Source organism: Hymenobacter chitinivorans DSM 11115 (assembly GCF_002797555.1).
Classification (GTDB): domain Bacteria; phylum Bacteroidota; class Bacteroidia; order Cytophagales; family Hymenobacteraceae; genus Hymenobacter; species Hymenobacter chitinivorans.
The window spans coordinates 732,178-748,664 of record NZ_PGFA01000002.1 but is presented as its reverse complement, the minus strand read 5'-3'; the positions used below and the strand labels follow the sequence as shown (position 1 = coordinate 748,664).

Genomic DNA, 16,487 nt, shown 5'->3' with positions numbered 1-16,487 from the left:
CCGGCTAGTAACGCTCCACAAAATGTCCCAAAAAGTACTGATTACTGGTGGTACCGGCCTAATTGGCACCCGGCTGGCCGAAATGCTGATTGATGCGGGTTATGAAGTGGCCCTGCTCAGTCGCACGCCCAGCCAGAGCCGCTACCGCAGTTTCCGCTGGGACCCACAGCACGACACCATCGATGAGGCCGCCGTACCCTACGCCGACTACATCATCAACCTAGCTGGCTCCAGCGTGTCGGAGGGCAAGTGGACGGACGAGCGGAAGCGCGACATTATGACCAGCCGCCTGGGTGGCACCGCGCTCCTAACCCGGGAGCTGGCCAAGGGCCACCACCACGTGCGCACCCTCGTGTCGGCCTCGGCCATCGGCATCTACGGCGACAGTGCCGACCGGCTGGTAACCGAGGAAACCCCACCGGCCCCGGCCGACGACTTTCTGGCCGACGTGGCCCATCAGTGGGAACTGGCCGTGCAGCCCGTGCAGGACATGGGCATCCGGACGGTTATTATCCGCATTGGCATCGTGCTCAGCAACCAAGGCGGTGCCCTGCCGCCCATGGCCCGGCCTATCAAGCTGCTGGCCGGGGCCCCACTGGGCTCGGGCAAGCAGTACATGTCCTGGATTCACCTCGACGACGTGTGCCGGCTGTTTATCCAGGCCCTGGAGGAGCCGCAGTGGCAGGGCGTCTACAACGGTGTAGCGCCCAACCCGGTGACCAACAAAGCCTTTACCGAAGCCCTGGCCGAGGTAATGCACCGCCCGCTGGTGCTACCCAAAGTGCCGGCTTTCGGGCTGAAACTGGTACTGGGCGAGATGAGTGAAATTATTCTGGCCTCCCAGCGCGTGAGTGCCGAGAAAGTGCTGGGCACCGGCTTCCGCTTTGAATACCCCGATCTGAAGCCGGCTCTGGAGTCGTTTTACGGGAAAGAATAGCTGCATTAAGCTTACGGCTCTTGCTATGGCGTACGATTGTACTATAGCCCGGTATTCAGCTGATTTCACCACCCAGCTACCCATTAACCCAGCCGAATGGGCAGCTTTAGCCGAGAGCCGGGCACACTTACGTCTTGCCTCCGCTCTATGGCCTAATGATACCCTGGAGATATTAACGACCACGAAGGCCGACGATATTCGCTCGTCGGCCCAAGCTCCACAAAGCCACTTCCGTAGCCTTGCTGATAAGATCAGCAGGCTTTGGGGAAATCAAAAACCGGTAATAACTTCTGCAAGACCAGAGCCTTTAGAAGAATCGTGGTGGGGAGTACTAACTCTATCGGAGGAAGAAGCAACGTTCCCCAATACAGCCTTTCAGCAAGAGTCTATTTTCGAGTATTTGCTCGATATTGTTGAGTATCTCCAGGCGTGTATAGTTGGGCAGGATGGCGAAATCTACTTTGTGCCTACTATTGGGGTAACCTGGGACGAGTCGGCTACCGGGGAAACATTATTTGCCGGTATTGAAGAGCTTGCGGGCTTTGTACGCAGGCACGGGGCTGATTATCCGCAAGCAGCCCACCAACTAATGCGGCGCAAAGGCTGGTAACGTAGTTTACAGCTTAATGCTGTCGGGCACGGCGACGCCCTGGGTATTGAGCTGCTCGAGCAGGTTGTCGGTGGCAATGGTATCGACGGCCTCCTCGCGGCGGCGGCGCGGCTCCGACTCCGACACGCAGATGTACTTTTTCGTGATTTTACTGGCCGGCCGCGGGAATGGTCCCATGGTAATATCGAGGTCTTTGTCCTTATAGAGCTTCTCCATATAAGTACCAAAGATGGGCAGGGCCATGCGCCCACCTTCACCCTGCTGGGAGCCGTAGAAGTGAATACTGCGGTCTTCGCCGCCGACCCAGACACCAGTTACCAGGTCCTTGGTGACGCCCATGTACCAGCCATCGGAATAGTTGCTGGTAGTACCGGTTTTACCACCAATCTGATTGTCTTTTTTCCAGAGGTCGTACTCCCACAGGGCCTGGGAAGTGCCGCCGGGCTCGTCCATGCCGCCGCGCAGCATGTAAAGCATCAGCCAGGCCGTTTCGGACGGAATGGCGCGCTTCTGCTTGGGGTCGAACTGCTTGATGACGTTGCCGTTGCGGTCTTCGATACGGGTGATGAATTGGGGCTCACTCTGGAAGCCGTTGTTGACGAAGGTGCTGTAGGCGTCCACCATTTCGTACACATTCACGTCGCCGCCCGAGCCCAAGCCGATGCTGGGCACCGGCAGCAGCGGGCTCTGGATACCAACTTTGTGGGCGTACTTGGCCACGTTTTCCCAACCGACTTTCTCCGTGAGCTGGGCCGTGACGGAATTGACCGAGCGGGCCATGGCGTGGCGCAACGTCATGTTGATGCCGGTGTACTCCCGGGTCACGTTGTCGGGCTGCCACTCCATATCCTTGCCGTTTTCGACGTATTTGATGGTCACGCGCTGGTCCCGGATTCGGTCGCAGGGCGTGTAGCCGTTGTCGAGGGCGGTGAGGTAGACGAAGGGCTTGAAGGTGGAGCCGGCCTGACGGCGGCCCTGCTTCACGTGGTCATACTTGAAGAAGCGGTAGTTGATGCCGCCCACCCAGGCCTTAACGTGGCCCGTGAAGGGGTCCATCGTCATCATGCCCGCGTGCAGAAAGTGCTTGTAGTAGGCCAGCGAATCGAGGGGCGAAAGTACCAGCGTCGTGTCGCCGTCGCCCTTCCAGGTGAAGACCTTCATGGGCCGCTTGGCGTGCAGGGCCGAGTCGAGGCGGGCGGGCTGGCCCTTGTAGCGGGCGGCCAGCTCCTTATAGAGCTCGGTGCGCTTGATCTGGGTTTCGATAAAGCCGGGAATTTCCTTGCCCTCGTCATCGACCCAGGGGTTGCCGCCGCGGTTGCGCCAGAACCGGTCGAACTGCTGCTGCAGCTTTTTCATGCGGTCCTGCACGGCATCCTCGGCGTGGGCCTGCATCCGCGAGTCGATGGTGGTGTAGATTTTCAGGCCGTCGCGGTACATATCGTAGCCGTTGGCCTCGCACCACTTGTTCACGAACTGGCTGACGGCCCCGCGGAAATAGGTATCGGGCCCGTCGATGTGCTTCTCGACGCGGTACTGCAGGGCAATGGGCTGCTGCTGGAGCGAGTCGGTGGCTTTGGCCGTCAGCACGCCAGCCTGGCCCATCCGCTCCAGCACCAGGTTGCGGCGCTTGAGGGCGGTTTCGGGGTGGAAGCGCGGGTTGAAGGCCGTGGGGTTATTGAGCATGCCCACCAGCATAGCGGCCTGTTCGGGCTTAAGGCTGTCGGGAGAAGTATTAAAAAAGGTTTTGGCCGCGACTTTGATGCCGAAGGCCTGGGAACCGTACTCCACGGTGTTGAGGTACATCCGCAGAATTTCCTCCTTGGTATAGCGCTTTTCCAGCTCCACGGCCGTGAGCCACTCCTTGGTTTTGCTGATCAGGGTGCTGACCAACGGGATGTGACCAAGCAGGCCCCGCTCGCCACGGCGGGTTTTGTAGAGGTTTTTGGCCAGCTGCTGGGTGATGGTCGAGCCGCCGCCGTTGCGGCCCCCGCCGGCCACGGCCCGGGCCAGAGCCGTGAGGTCAATGCCGGAATGCTCGTAGAAGCGGATGTCTTCGGTGGCGACAAGGGCCTTGACCAGCACCGGCGAAATCTGGTTGAACGGCACCGGGGAGCGGTTTTCCCGAAAGTATTTGCCCAGCAGTACGCCGTCGGCAGTATACAGCTCGGAGGCCTGCTCTACTTTGGGGCTTTCCATTTCTTCCAGACTCGGCGACTTGCCGAACAAAAACAAGAAGTTGCTTTTTACCAGGATGGGGTACAGCAGAAAAACGCCGACCGACACCACGAAAATAGCCCAGGCAGCCCGCGCAATACGGTTGGGCCAACGGCGCTTGGGGGCAGTAGTCGGGGTGGGTTTCGGTTGTTCGGAAGCGGACATTCGGGACAGATATAGTCAGGAGGAGCCTGAGCTCCCGGCAACTGAAGTGCAAATATACCAGTTAGCGGCGGCCCGATAAGCGGGCAGCGCCATTACTCGGCAGCTATTTGCCCTGGTTGGGCCCTAAGGTTCAGCTCCGCGGCCCGGCGGCTACGCCAAGTAGCCAGCACGATGAGCAGCCCTTTGCCCGTGTCCAGCAGCAGATTGTCGAGGCGGCCGTAGCCCAGGTACAGGCCCAGGCCGATGCCTATCCACCAGATTCCCAACAGATAGCACAGCGTGGCGTAGTGCGGCTGCCGTTGCCACACCTGCCACAAAGCCAGGGCATCGACCAGGGACACGAACAGCAGCAGCCAGGCCAGGGCAAAGGCCATAAAACGCGTATCCGGATTGGCTCCGACCCCGAATTTGGTGAGCAGCAGATCGGGGGCCACGAAGCCCCCGATGGTGAGCACCAGCTCAATAACCAAGGCCAGCAAGAGAAGAACGAGTAGCGCAGTACGGGCCATAGAGCGGAGTAAGATGGGCGGGTGGAGCCGTAAGCTAAAGAAATTTGCTGCTTTTGCGGGAAGCCTCCGCCCCGCTCCTCAAAGCTTTATCAGCACCGCAATGATACCCACCAGGGAGAGCAGGGCTGCTCCTCCGTAGCCAACAATTGCCGCTAGGCGCCACAGAGCTTTCCAGAAAAAGCTTTCCACCTCCTCGGCAACCAACCAGGCCACCCGCGCCGCCAGCCAGGGCAGCAGTATGCCGCAGCCAATGGCCCACATAGTGAAGACCACAGTTGCCACGGGTGTATTCGGCCAGATTTCGCGGCTAAATACCAGATTGGCCAAGCTAAAAACCAAGCTGGCCAGCACCCACCACAGCCGCTGCGGGGCAATGCGCAGAACGAGCTGCACCAAGCGAAGCAGCGCGCTCATGCCCCGGTTTCGAGCCAGCCACTGCCCAGCACCAGCACTGCCAGTCCGCAGCCGCTCACGACCAGGTGAAACAATAAGCTCAGCACGAAGACGAAGGCCCCGCGCATACCCTGCAGCTCGATGCTGTGGCCCAGTCGCCACATGGGCCCGGTGGCGTAGCGGGCCACCAGCGCATTAGCCGCCAGCATCAGGGCCAGGGCCGTCCAGTCGTTATACACCAGCGCGGTGAGCCACTGTCCGGTTTCGGTGGCGGAGTGGCCGGCCCGGTACCAGTCGGGCAGCTGCAGCCAAAGCCAGAGCACGGCCGATACGGCCACCAGAATGCCGAGGCTGCGGCCCGCGGAAGGCCATTGTAGGGGTGCAGTTGAAGCCAGCATCATTTTCTTTAGCTCGCTAGGATTACTAGTTGAGGACATTGGGCAGCTTGTTTTACTAGGTTGAACCATAACCGATTTGGATACCACTGAGCGCGCCCAGCCGGGGGTGGCCACCGGCCTTTGCGCCTTGACTTTCCATCGTCGAAAAATCGTTAGAGACTGGCCAGGATGTCGGGCCCCTGGGGCGACCAGATGGCCATGAGCAGAAACACGGCCCCGAGCATGAGGGCTAGCACGGCGCTGGCCACGGGCAGCACCAGGCAGAGCAGGCGCTGGCGGCGCACGTCGGGGGCGGCGGCCCGCTCCTGCCAGGCCAGTACCAGGGCCAGCACCAGCACGCCACCCACGCAGAGCAGCAACAGCAGCAGGCTAAGCCCGAATTGGGCAAGAGGATTCATAAGCGTTGTGAGGAATGTTAGCCGGGGTCAGTGCGCACATCGACCAGCTTTTCAATTAGTTATAGCCCGGCGTGGGCGGGGAAGTATCCAGGGCTAAGGCCAGGCCGAGCACCATGAGCAGCAGACTCAGCAGCTGAAAGCCCACCAGAGCAACATTCCAGGCCAGGCTGAGCACAAACAACCACTGGGCTGCTTGGGGAAGGTGGGGGCTGAGCTGGCGCCACTGCCGAAACACGCCGTATTTCCAGATCAGCAGGTGAGTTGCCAAAAAGCTGAGCAGGGCCAGCACTTCGCCCAGGTTGGACCCGATACCCAGGGCCAAACCCAGCTGGTACAAGGCTAGCCAGCCGACCACGCAACCCACCGTTAGGGCCACGGAGTGCAGGCAGCTGCGGGTAACGGCGGCCGTAGCAGAGTTCCAAAAGCTATTCACGGCCGCTCAGCTGCTGGTAGGCTTGGTAGTCGGCCCAGGTGTAGCTGGGCCAGTGGCGCTGGGCCCGAAACTGCCGGATGCGGCCCGCCAGCTGCTGCCGGGCGTCGGCTTCGGGCAGCGGAATCCAGGTGTTGTAGTCGTTTTCCTGCACCAGGCGGCGGCCCGAGAGCAAGGCCTGGTGGGCAGCCAGTTCGGGCAGCACCCGGTCGGGCATGTCGAGCAGGAAGCCGTAGTCGATTTCGGCAAAGCGCGGCTGCAGGTTGTAGCGCGCAATCCAGATTTCCCAGTTGCCGCAGGCCAGCAGCACCATCACGGCGTAGGCGGCCAGGGCATTGAGGCGAAATAGCGCATAAGCCGAGCGGCGCTGCCAGATCTTGAGCAGCACGGTGGCCAAGCCGAAGAAAGTCAGCAGCAGAAAGCCATACACCCCAATCCGCTTGTAGGCCAGCCCCGTGTACTGGATGTAGTAGTAGTTGCGCAGGCCCACTGAGATGGCCAGCACTGCGTTTTGCAGCACCCACACCGTGGCGGCGCGGCGCAGCGTGGGCAAGCCGGGCTGGTAGAAATTCAGGTTGCGGCGGAAAAACCACAGCACGATGCCCATGGCCACCAGTATGCTCAAAATCAGCACGTAGGTACCCTCGTGCACAAACTGCGTTAAGTCGAAGCCCTTAGCCGGCACAAAGCCAAACCAGATCCAGCGGATGTCGATGACGTTAACGACCAGCAGCAGCACGTTGACCAGGCCGACCAGACTCAGGGCCATCAGGTACTCGCGGCGCAAGTCGAGCATCCCGAACGACTTGGCGCGAAAATCGGGGCGGCGCACGGCAAACGAAGCCACCCGGTCCCGGCCACGGCGCACAAACTCCCCAAAGCGCGACTCGTGGTCGGCAAAGAAATGCACCGGAATGATAAGCACGGCGCCGGCCGTAAGCACCAGGCCCAACCCGAAAAACAGCAGGTGGGGCACCGACAGCCGGGCGAAGAGCAGGTCAAAAAACTGCCCGACCAGGTCCAGCGCCCGGCTGGTCAAGGCCTTATACTTGGGGTTGGCAATGACGAAGAGCACGTGAAACACCAGCAGAGCCCCCACCGGCACCACCAGCAGGCGGCCGTAGTAACGGGTGCGGCTCAGGCGGCCTTCCAGGTTCTGGGGCAGGCGCACCAGCTGCGTCAGGCGCTGGGCGGCCGGCAGCAGGTTGGCGAGGCCCGTGAGCAGGGCGTAGCCCACCAGCTTGAGGTGGGCCTGGTTGACGTAGCCCAGCCACACGGCCAGGGAAGCTACGGCGCTTAGCTGAGCCGCCCCCGAGCCGTAGATGGCCACCATCAGGGCGCTGAGTACGGTACCGCCCAGCGTGAGCCAGAAGTAGCCCGAGCGCCACCCGGCCGCGTGCCGGGGCAGGCCGGCCAGCACGCCCCCGATGATAAACGCGGTGTAAAGCAGCATATTCAGGGCCATGCGCTCCTGCCAGAACAAAACGTCGAACAGGATGGCGCCCACCGGCAGCAGCAGCTTTTGCAGGGCCGTGAGCGGGAAAGGCGTGGCCGCCGGGCGGCTGGCGGCCGGCCACTGGGCCGCCGCGGAGGTTAGGGTAGTCATGACTATTTTATTTTAAAAGAACTTTGTATTTCAAAGTATAAAGACAAAAAAAACTACGCCGAGCCGCGCAGCAATTTTTCCAAAGCCGTTAAATGGTCCTGAAACGCCGTTTTGCCTTCGGCAGAAGCCTGATACGTGGTGTTGGGCTTCTTGCCCACAAACTGCTTGTTGACCAGCACGTAGCCCGCTTTTTCCAGGGCCGACACGTGGCTGGCCAGGTTGCCGTCGGTCAGGTCGAGGGCGTCTTTCAGCTCATTAAAGCTCACGGATTCATTGGCCATGAGCACTGCCATGACGCCCAACCGCACCCGGTTGTCGAAAGCCTTATTGAGCGTATGGATGAGGTGTTTCACAGCGTAGGCCGAGGCGCCCGTTCGTAGCGGTTGTACATGAGTAAGCCGTAGCCGATATGGCCCAGCCCAAAACCCAGGGCGAAGAAAATCAGGCCCCAGCCGGGCAGCAGGATTGCCACCAGGCCCAGAGCCATCTGGGTAAGGCCCAGCAGCCGGATTTCATCAAGGGTATATTTGCTGGCGTTGAGCAGGGCCAGGCCGTAAAACAACAGCAGCCCCGGCACCACGAACGACGCCGCGCCGCGAATATACAACCCAGTGCAGAACAAGCCCCCGGCCACCAGGGGCAACGCCAGGCTCAGCAGCAACCGGCGGGCCGGCGCATCCCACAGGGTCCGGCCTTCCTGCGTGGCCCGACGGTGAGTGAAGTAGAAGGCTACCAGCAACGCCAGCCCAATCATGCCGATGGCCAGGCCCAGCAGAAAAGGGTAAGCCGCCTGCCGCTCGGCCGTGGAGCCTTCCACCAGGCGCAGAAAGCCCTGCTCGCCGTAGTGGGTTTGCAAGTACCAGTGGCCCAAACCAGTGCCGGCCAGGGCTACCACGCCTGCTCCCACCCCCGACAGGCCACTGAGCGACAAGAAGCGGGAAGACCGCTCCATGATGGCGCGAATCTCGGTGAGTTGAGCAAGTGGATCGGTAGCTGGCTTCATGTCTTTCAGAGCACTTTGTAGTGCAAAGCTAACAACGCGGGGTTACAATGCAAGGTTATTCCGCATCAACCCCCAATTAAAAGTTGGTCGTCACTTAGCGCTGCCTCACTCATGCTGTTGCCATCCACTGTTGGGCAAGGTCGTATTGTCGCCTTAACTTCTCTTTTTGGGGCTGCTGTGGCGCAGTGGCTGCTGATTCTTGCATTAGGAAGCATCGGGTTTATGCTTATCAATTCCGACATGCTAGGCTTTACCATTGATAAGCTGGACCTGAACCAATACCTGGTAGTTATGATGCTGGCCAGTTGGCTTTCCTGGCCGGCTTCCCTGGGCTTGTTGGCTGCGCTTTGGTGGCTGCGCATCCGGACGGCCATTCGGGCAGCCAGCACCAGGCGGGTCGATTTGGCAGGCAGCCTTACTATTGCCGTCCTTGTTGGAGTAGTTGCCACAGCCCGGGTGGTAAGAATGGGCACGTCGGAGGGAACATTCGACTGGTTGTTGCGGCTCGTTCAGGTGTGCTGGCCTTGGATGGGGGCCGCGTACCCAGTTGTGTTCTGGGCTAACCGCCGCTACCTCCGTGCCCAGTGAAGCTGCCGCTCAGGGCATTTCAACCGTACTTATTGAATTCCGGCGAATTCAGCGGCTACGGTGCTTCGGCTAACCAACGTTTTTCCTCGTACTTACTTGGGTGAAACTTCGCCTCCAGCTATTCGAATTTGAGGACCTGCCCTGGTTTCCGGGCGTCATCCGGGCCGGCATGATGGACTACCTGCGCTTTATGATCAGCGCCCTGAACACGTATCAGCCCATCGTGCCGCTGCTGCGGGCGGCGCTGCAAGCCACGGGGCAACAGCGGCTGGTGGAGCTGGGCGCCGGGGCCGGGGGCGGCACCGAGGGCGTTACGCTGGCCCTGCGGCAGTATCCGGAGCTGCACCAGCTGCGCGTCACGCTCACCGACTTGTACCCCCAGCCCGCCGCCTGGCAGCTGCTGGCCCGGCGCAACACCCCGGCCATTGACTTCGAGCCCACTCCCGTGAATGCCTTGGCCGTGCCGTCCACCCTGCCGGGGTTTCGCACGATATTCTCCGCCTTCCACCACTTCTCCCCCGCTGCCGCCGAAGCCCTGCTGGCCGATGCCGTGCGCCAGAACGCGGGTATTGGCGTGTTTGAGGGCGCGGGCAAGCACTGGCTGGAAATTCTGCTGGCCTGGACGGTGCTGCCCGTGGCTCAGCTGCTGATTACCCCCTTTATCCGCCCGTTTAGCCTGAGCCGACTGGTATTTACTTACCTGATTCCCCTGATTCCGCTCTTTACTATCTGGGACGGTACCGTGTCGATTCTGCGCATGTACCCGCCCGCGCAGCTGCTGGCCCTGGCCCGCCGCGCCGACCCTGAGCAGCGCTTCGAGTGGCAGGCCGGCAAAGTGCGCCACCGCTGGGGCCCCGAGGTGACCTATCTGATTGGCCGGCCGTGGCAAAAGCGGGTATTGGCCTAGAATCCTACATTTGCCCCATGCTGCTTGCTTACCGCCGGGCGCTGCCCTTGCTGCGCATCCCCTTTTCCGTGTACCTGATGCCCGTTTACTGGTTTGGGCTGAGCGCGCTGCCCCGGGCCGTGGACGGCGTCCGGGCCCTGGGTGTGTTCGTGGTGCTGCACCTGCTGGCGTATCCGGCCTCAAACGGCTACAACTCCTACTACGACCGGGACGAGGGCAGCATTGGGGGCCTGAAACAGCCGCCGAAGGTGTCGGAGGAGCTGATTCACCTGGTCTGGCTCTTCGACGCGCTAGCCGTGCTGGGCGGCTGGCTTTTGTCGCCGCTGTTTGCGGCCCTGGTGGCCGTGTACCTGCTTATTTCGAAAGCCTACAGCTACGAGGGTATCCGGCTCAAGAAATACCCGTTTCTGAGCACCTTCGTCGTCGTCGTTTTTCAGGGCGCCTACACGTTCCTTATGACGCAGGTCGGCGCCGGCGCCACTCCTGCGGCTATTTTGGAGCCAACCAACCTGCTGCTGGCCCTGGTCAGTACGCTGTTTTTGTGCGGCTCTTACCCGCTTACCCAGGTATACCAGCACCAGGAAGACCGGCAGCGCGGCGACCTGACGCTGAGCCTGTGGCTGGGTTTGCGCGGCACGTTCGTCTTTGCCGCCGTGGGCTTGCTGAGCGGGGCCTTGCTGCTGGGTTTCACTTATTGGCAGCGCCACGAAATTCGCAACCTGCTTATTTTTCTGGTGGCCACCGGGCCCGTGGTGGTGCTCTTTGGACGCTGGGCCTGGGCCGTGTGGCTCCGCCCCGCCGCCGCCGACTTCGAGCATACCATGCGCATGAACCAGGTATCGTCGCTGTGCCTGAGTGCGGCGTTTGTGCTGATGCTACTCTGGGCCCTTGCCGGCCGATAACCGCCCGCCGGAGCTGGTTCCCACCTCAACACTACCCTGCTGGACCACGTATTTGGGCAGGTAAAAACTTCAGAACAATGCGCTACGCTGCTTTTGCCTCTCTGCTTTTACTTGCCGGAGCCGCCTGCTCCACCACCGATTCGTCGCAGAACAACGGTGCGGCCGTCACCACCGACTCCGTCGCCACGGCCGCCGAGCCCCTGGATACTACCCGGGCCCGCTCGGTCACGGCCCAGTCGGATACGCTGAAAGTGGTGCGCGCCCGGCACGTATTTTCGGCTCCCGGCACCCCCGACCAGTTTACGGCCGTGCTCCGGGGCACTTCGGTGCTCAGCGGTGAGGTGTCGGTTACCATTACCGATGCCGCCGGCCAGGTTATTTTCCGCGAAATGCTCAGCCCCGGCGACCTGGAAGCCTCAATGGTGTACGAAATGAAAACGGCCACCGCCACCCAGGCCGAGCGTGAAGCCTTCGTGCGCCGCCGCCTCAACACCTTTTTTGCCGAAGCCAACTTCCGCCAGCCCGCCGTGGGCCCGCAGGCAACCTACGCGCCCGGCGAGCTGGACCGCCCCACCTGGGACGACCTGCGCCAGCGCCCCGACGCGGTGAGCTTTCAGTACCTGGTCGGCAAGGAAGACCGGAAGCGCATTGCCTGGTCGCCGCTCAAAAAGCAAGTCGTTCACCTGCCCGGCTTCGGCGGGTAGGCGCGCAGTGCCCGTGCCCTACTGCGCCTGCGCTAAAGCCTGCTCCACGCTGCTGGCAAAGGCGTCGTAGGGCATGAAGCCGCGGGCCAGCACGTAGCCCTGGTTGCCGATGCGCAGAATGGTCGTGGGGAAGCCCTGCACCCCGATTTTGGCCACGGCGGCAAACTCCTGACGCGTGGCCTGAGCGGTTTCGGGCAACGCCCAGCGCCGCTGAAACTCGGCCACGTTCAGACCAAAGTCGGCAGCCAGCACGGCGTAGGTATCCGGGTCGTTGAGGTCTTTGCCTTCGCCGAAATAGGCCTGCTGCACCGCGTGGGCAAAGCTGGCGGTTTGATTATAGGAGTCAAGCTGGCGGAACACGGTCAGGGCCCGGCTCGGCGGCTCAGAATCCTGCACGCGGCTGCCCTCGGCACCAAGGGCCCGAAAAGCCGGCCCGAACTGCACGCCGGCTACTTTCTCCACTTGCTCCAGGGCCGCGCTGATGTAGTCCCAGTCCTGACGAATCGGGCCCACGTGCTCCCCCGTAACCATTCCCCCGCTCAGCACCGACACGGTCAGGCGGCCGGCAAACTCGTTTTGAATTCGCTCCACCACGGGGCTCATGCCGTAGCACCAGCCGCAGAGCGGGTCGAAGATGTAGAGGATTTCGGGCAGATCGGGCGTTGGTTCCATAGTTTTCAGCAAAGCTCTAAGACCGGTAAAGAACGGAAAGGTTTGGGCCGGATAAAATGAAAAAGCCAGTGAAACGTCGTTTCACTGGCTTTTTCGGCTCTATACTATTCCGGCTTAGCCGTTCATCGACAGCAGGAACTCCTCGTTGTCCTTGGTGCCTTTCATACGGTCCTTCAAGAACTCCATGGCCTCCGAGGCGGTCATGTCGGCCATGAATTTGCGCAGCACCCAGATGCGGTTCAGCTCGTCGCGGCTCATGAGCAGGTCTTCGCGGCGGGTACCGGAAGCCGGCACGTCGATGGCCGGGAAAATACGCTTGTTGGCCAGCTTACGGTCCAGCTGTAGTTCCATGTTACCGGTGCCTTTGAATTCCTCGAAGATAACCTCGTCCATCTTGGAGCCGGTTTCAATCAGGGCCGTGGCAATAATGGTCAGCGAGCCGCCATTTTCCACGTTGCGGGCCGCGCCGAAGAAGCGCTTGGGCTTGTGCAGGGCGTTGGCATCCACACCACCCGAGAGAATCTTGCCCGAAGCCGGCTGCACCGTGTTGTAGGCGCGGGCCAGGCGGGTAATCGAGTCGAGCAGGATTACCACGTCGTGCCCGCACTCCACGAGGCGCTTGGCCTTTTCCAGGGCAATGCTGGCAATTTTGACGTGGCGGTCGGCCGTTTCGTCGAAGGTGGAGCTCAGCACCTCGGCTTTCACCGAGCGGGCCATGTCCGTTACTTCTTCCGGGCGTTCATCAATGAGCAGGATGATGAGGTAGACTTCGGGGTGATTTTCGGAAATGGAGTTGGCAATTTCCTGCAGCAGCACCGTTTTACCGGTTTTGGGCTGAGCCACAATCAAACCGCGCTGGCCTTTGCCGATGGGGGCAAACAAATCCAGAATCCGGGTGCTGAGCTGGCTCGACTTGGTCGAGAGCTTCAGGCGCTCCTCGGCAAAGAGCGGGGTCAGGTTGCTGAACGGGATACGGTCCCGGGCTTCCTCCAGCGTGCGGCCGTTGATGCTGTCCACACCGACCAGGGCGAAGTACTTTTCACCTTCCCGGGGCGGCCGAATCGTGCATTTCACCGTGTCGCCGGCTTTCAGGGCAAACTGCTTGACCTGCTGGGGCGCCACATAAATGTCGTCGGGCGAGGCGAGGTAGTTGTAGAAAGGGGACCGCAGGAAGCCGTAGCCGCCGTCGGGCATCATTTCCAGAGTCCCTTCGCTGGGAATTACAATGTCGAAATCGTTGCGGGGGCGCTGCTGCTGAGCCTGCTCACCCTGAACACGAGGCTCGCCGGACTGGCGTTGCTCCCCACCCTGCCGCAGCTGCCGCTGCTGGTCGCGGGCGGCAAACCGGTCTTCGCGGCGGCCTTCGCGGCCCTCCCGCTCGGGGCGGGGCTCCCGTAGCTCCCGGGGCGAGTCGCGCAGGGCGCGGGGCTCCCGCTGGTCACGGTTTTCCCGGTTCTGGCCTTCCCGGCCTTCGCGCGGGGCATCAGCGCGGTACTCGCGGGGCGCATCGGGGCGGGGTTCTCGTGGTTCGCGGTTTTCGCGGGGCTCCCGGTTTTCCCGGAAGTTGCGGGGCTCCCGGCCGTCTTCCCGGCCTTCGCGCGCTTGGCCATTGCCCTGCTCGGGACGGGGCTCCCGGAAAATGATGGGGGCCGGAGCTACGGCCGTTTCGGGGGCAGCTGCTACTGCCACTTCAGCCGAGGCCGGAGCAGCTGCTTCTGCATTTGCATTATTCTGTCCTTCCGTTTCCGGAGCCACGATTGCCGCGGGGGCTTCTTCGGCCCGGTTGCGGGCTTCGGAGCGGCTGCGGCGCTCGGGGCGCTGGTAGGGTTTGATAGGGCGAGCGGCCGCGTCAGGGGCGGTACCGTCGGGCTCGGCTACGGCAGTTTCTACGGCGGCGGGCACCGCGGGCGCGGGCGCAGCAGCTGCCACAGGAGCCGCTGCAGCGGCCGTAGCGCGGGCTACGCCATTATCGCGGCGGGGCGGCGTCGTGCGCGGGGCCCGGGAGTTGGCGCGGGCCGGGGCGGGGGCCACGGCTACTGCGGCGGGCAGCTCGGGCGCAGCCGTAGCCACGGCCACATCCGAGAAAGCCAGGGGCGCAGCCGCCGCGGGCTTGTCGTCCCCGGTTTTCACTTTTTTGGGGAGCTTGTCGGCCGGCGTGATGGCCTGCTGATCGAGAATCTTATAGATCAGATCCTGCTTGCTGAGTTTTTTGAAGTTACCGACGTTCAGTTCTTCCGCTATTTCCTTCAATTCAGAAAGCAGACGGTCCTTCAACTCTTCAATATTGTACATACACTAAAACTGGGAGAAAAAACGGGCGGAGCAAAACCGACACAAAGCAACACAGGCCAATCCGGGCGACAAAAGCAGCCGCAGGGCGGCGCGAAGCACAGTAGTTCGGAATGAAACGGGGTAATTAGGAGGGGGAGGCGCTGGAGATAAATCGGGCCGTGCGCAATAGAAACTGACTGCGGGCCCGGCATCAGCGGCCGGCTTGCTTACGCAATGTTAGCGTAATACGCCCGAACCGCCAAATGGGATACATTTTTTTTACCTGATTGGTGCAAAGCCCTGCCAACTAACTAGCCGCCGCTTCCGAACAGGCTCCGCAAGGGTGGCATTGCTGCTTACCGGCAAACTTCGTTTTAGGTTGCCGGGCGGACCCAATCGTGTTTTTATCCGAAAGCCTATTCAAAAAAACCTACTTTTGCCCTTGTTCAAAACCGCGTTTTCTGCCTTATGCTGCAAGTTTCTGTTCTGCGAGACAATACCGAGCTGGTCCTGGCTGGCCTGGCCAAAAGACACTATAAAACCGCGGAGGCCGACGTTTCCGCCATCCTGAACCTGGACCAGCGCCGCAAGCAGCTGCAAACCGAGCACGACCAGGCCCAGGCCGAAGCCAACGACCTGGCCCGGCAGATCGGGGGCCTGATGAAAAGCGGCGACAAAGCCGGGGCCGAAACCCTGAAGGCCCGCACCGCCGAGCTCAAGCAGCTCACCAAGACCCATTCCGACGAACTGGTGCAGGTGGAGGAAGGCTTGCAGCAACTGCTCTATAAGCTGCCCAACGTGCCCCACAGCAGCGTACCCGAAGGCCGCTCGGCCGACGACAACGAGGTGGTGCGCGAAGTGGGCCAGAAGCCCGAACTGGCCGCCGGCGCCAAACCCCACTGGGACCTGATTGAGCAGTACGACATCATCGACTTTGCCCTGGGCAACAAGATTACCGGCGCGGGCTTTCCAGTATACAAAGGCCAGGGAGCCCGGTTGCAGCGCGCGTTGATCAACTTTTTCCTCGACGAAGCCCGCAACGCCGGCTACACCGAAATTCAGCCCCCGATTCTGGTCAACGAGGCCAGCGGCTACGGCACGGGCCAGCTGCCCGACAAGGAAGGCCAGATGTACCACTCCACGGCCGACGACTTATACCTGATTCCGACGGCCGAGGTGCCCATTACCAACCTCTACCGCAACGAAATCATTGCCGCCGAGAAGCTGCCGATCCGCAATGCCGGCTACACGCCCTGCTTCCGCCGCGAGGCCGGCTCCTGGGGCGCCCACGTGCGCGGCCTCAACCGCCTGCACCAGTTCGACAAGGTGGAAATCGTGCAGATTACCGAGCCCGAGAAAAGCTACGAGGCCCTGGAAGGCATGGTGGCCCACATCGAAGGGCTGCTGCAGAAGCTGGGCCTCCCCTACCGCGTGCTGCGCCTCTGCGGCGGCGACATGGGCTTCACCTCGGCCCTAACTTTTGACCTGGAAGTGTGGAGCGCGGCCCAGGGCCGGTGGCTGGAAGTAAGCTCGGCTTCGAACTTCGAAACCTACCAGGCCAACCGCCTCAAGCTGCGCTACCGCGGCGAAAATAACAAGATGCAGCTCCTGCACACGCTCAACGGCTCGGCCCTGGCCCTGCCCCGCATCGTGGCCGCCCTGCTGGAAAACAACCAGGCCGAGGACGGGATTCACTTGCCCGAAGTGCTGCACAGCTACTGCGGCTTCAGCAAGATCGGGTAAGCATTACCCAAAGCAGCTTGTACTTGAAAAGCCCTTT

General features: G+C 61.6%; 18 protein-coding genes. 7 read left to right on the top strand and 11 right to left on the bottom strand.

The window, feature by feature from the left end; genetic code table 11:
* The first annotated feature begins 22 nt into the window (after positions 1 to 22).
* A complete protein-coding gene (locus tag CLV45_RS16845) occupies positions 23 to 937 on the top strand; it encodes a TIGR01777 family oxidoreductase (protein WP_100337620.1) in 915 nt (304 codons plus the stop codon).
* Positions 938 to 962: 25 nt separating this feature from the next.
* Positions 963 to 1,547, top strand: coding sequence for a hypothetical protein (locus tag CLV45_RS16840; protein ID WP_100337619.1), 585 nt, complete (start codon positions 963 to 965; stop codon positions 1,545 to 1,547).
* A 6-nt stretch (positions 1,548 to 1,553) separates the two neighbouring features.
* Here CLV45_RS16840 and CLV45_RS16835 read toward each other — a convergent pair whose 3' ends face one another.
* From CLV45_RS16835 to CLV45_RS16795, 9 genes are all read right to left on the bottom strand, one after another.
* Positions 1,554 to 3,926: a transglycosylase domain-containing protein gene (locus tag CLV45_RS16835; protein ID WP_245882898.1), complete on the bottom strand. Its 2,373-nt coding sequence runs from the start codon at positions 3,924 to 3,926 to the stop codon at positions 1,554 to 1,556.
* A gap of 92 nt (positions 3,927 to 4,018) precedes the next feature.
* Positions 4,019 to 4,435, bottom strand: coding sequence for a hypothetical protein (locus tag CLV45_RS16830; RefSeq protein ID WP_100337618.1), 417 nt, complete (start codon positions 4,433 to 4,435; stop codon positions 4,019 to 4,021).
* Between the two features lie 78 nt (positions 4,436 to 4,513).
* On the bottom strand, positions 4,514 to 4,849 hold the full coding sequence (locus tag CLV45_RS16825) for a hypothetical protein (protein ID WP_157807596.1): 336 nt from the start codon (positions 4,847 to 4,849) through the stop codon (positions 4,514 to 4,516).
* Positions 4,846 to 5,229 carry a hypothetical protein gene (locus tag CLV45_RS16820; RefSeq protein ID WP_157807595.1) on the bottom strand — a complete coding sequence of 128 codons (384 nt, stop codon included), beginning with the start codon at positions 5,227 to 5,229 and terminating at the stop codon, positions 4,846 to 4,848. The genes CLV45_RS16825 and CLV45_RS16820 overlap by 4 nt, the downstream gene beginning before the upstream one ends.
* Before the next feature lie 149 nt (positions 5,230 to 5,378).
* Positions 5,379 to 5,624: a hypothetical protein gene (locus tag CLV45_RS16815; protein ID WP_100337615.1), complete on the bottom strand. Its 246-nt coding sequence runs from the start codon at positions 5,622 to 5,624 to the stop codon at positions 5,379 to 5,381.
* Positions 5,625 to 5,679: 55 nt separating this feature from the next.
* A complete protein-coding gene (locus tag CLV45_RS16810) occupies positions 5,680 to 6,057 on the bottom strand; it encodes a hypothetical protein (protein WP_100337614.1) in 378 nt (125 codons plus the stop codon).
* Positions 6,050 to 7,660, bottom strand: a complete 1,611-nt coding sequence (locus tag CLV45_RS16805) for a DUF4153 domain-containing protein (RefSeq protein WP_100337613.1) — start codon at positions 7,658 to 7,660, stop codon at positions 6,050 to 6,052. The genes CLV45_RS16810 and CLV45_RS16805 overlap by 8 nt, the downstream gene beginning before the upstream one ends.
* A gap of 53 nt (positions 7,661 to 7,713) precedes the next feature.
* Complete coding sequence (locus CLV45_RS16800; RefSeq protein ID WP_100337612.1) at positions 7,714 to 8,013, bottom strand: winged helix-turn-helix domain-containing protein; 300 nt, start codon at positions 8,011 to 8,013, stop codon at positions 7,714 to 7,716.
* Positions 8,010 to 8,663, bottom strand: coding sequence for a hypothetical protein (locus CLV45_RS16795; RefSeq protein WP_100337611.1), 654 nt, complete (start codon positions 8,661 to 8,663; stop codon positions 8,010 to 8,012). Before CLV45_RS16795 ends, CLV45_RS16800 begins: the two co-directional genes overlap by 4 nt.
* A 111-nt stretch (positions 8,664 to 8,774) precedes the next feature.
* Between CLV45_RS16795 and CLV45_RS16790 the strand changes: the two genes are divergently transcribed.
* The 4 genes from CLV45_RS16790 to CLV45_RS16775 all read left to right on the top strand — a co-directional run bounded on the left by CLV45_RS16790 (position 8,775) and on the right by CLV45_RS16775 (position 11,764).
* Positions 8,775 to 9,251, top strand: a complete 477-nt coding sequence (locus CLV45_RS16790; RefSeq protein WP_157807594.1) for a hypothetical protein — start codon at positions 8,775 to 8,777, stop codon at positions 9,249 to 9,251.
* A gap of 100 nt (positions 9,252 to 9,351) precedes the next feature.
* The gene (locus tag CLV45_RS16785; RefSeq protein WP_100337609.1) at positions 9,352 to 10,158 is read left to right on the top strand and encodes a hypothetical protein; all 807 of its coding nucleotides are present in this window, start codon (positions 9,352 to 9,354) and stop codon (positions 10,156 to 10,158) included.
* Positions 10,159 to 10,175: 17 nt separating this feature from the next.
* Positions 10,176 to 11,060, top strand: coding sequence for a UbiA family prenyltransferase (locus CLV45_RS16780; RefSeq protein WP_100337608.1), 885 nt, complete (start codon positions 10,176 to 10,178; stop codon positions 11,058 to 11,060).
* A gap of 77 nt (positions 11,061 to 11,137) precedes the next feature.
* Positions 11,138 to 11,764 carry a hypothetical protein gene (locus CLV45_RS16775; protein ID WP_100337607.1) on the top strand — a complete coding sequence of 209 codons (627 nt, stop codon included), beginning with the start codon at positions 11,138 to 11,140 and terminating at the stop codon, positions 11,762 to 11,764.
* Positions 11,765 to 11,782: 18 nt separating this feature from the next.
* Here CLV45_RS16775 and CLV45_RS16770 read toward each other — a convergent pair whose 3' ends face one another.
* A complete protein-coding gene (locus CLV45_RS16770; RefSeq protein ID WP_157807593.1) occupies positions 11,783 to 12,436 on the bottom strand; it encodes a DsbA family protein in 654 nt (217 codons plus the stop codon).
* Between the two features lie 114 nt (positions 12,437 to 12,550).
* Positions 12,551 to 14,728 carry a transcription termination factor Rho gene (gene rho / locus CLV45_RS16765; protein ID WP_100337605.1) on the bottom strand — a complete coding sequence of 726 codons (2,178 nt, stop codon included), beginning with the start codon at positions 14,726 to 14,728 and terminating at the stop codon, positions 12,551 to 12,553.
* 447 nt (positions 14,729 to 15,175) lie between these two features.
* Between rho and serS the strand changes: the two genes are divergently transcribed.
* The gene (serS, locus tag CLV45_RS16760) at positions 15,176 to 16,450 is read left to right on the top strand and encodes a serine--tRNA ligase (protein WP_100337604.1); all 1,275 of its coding nucleotides are present in this window, start codon (positions 15,176 to 15,178) and stop codon (positions 16,448 to 16,450) included.
* The last annotated feature ends 37 nt before the right edge of the window (positions 16,451 to 16,487 follow it).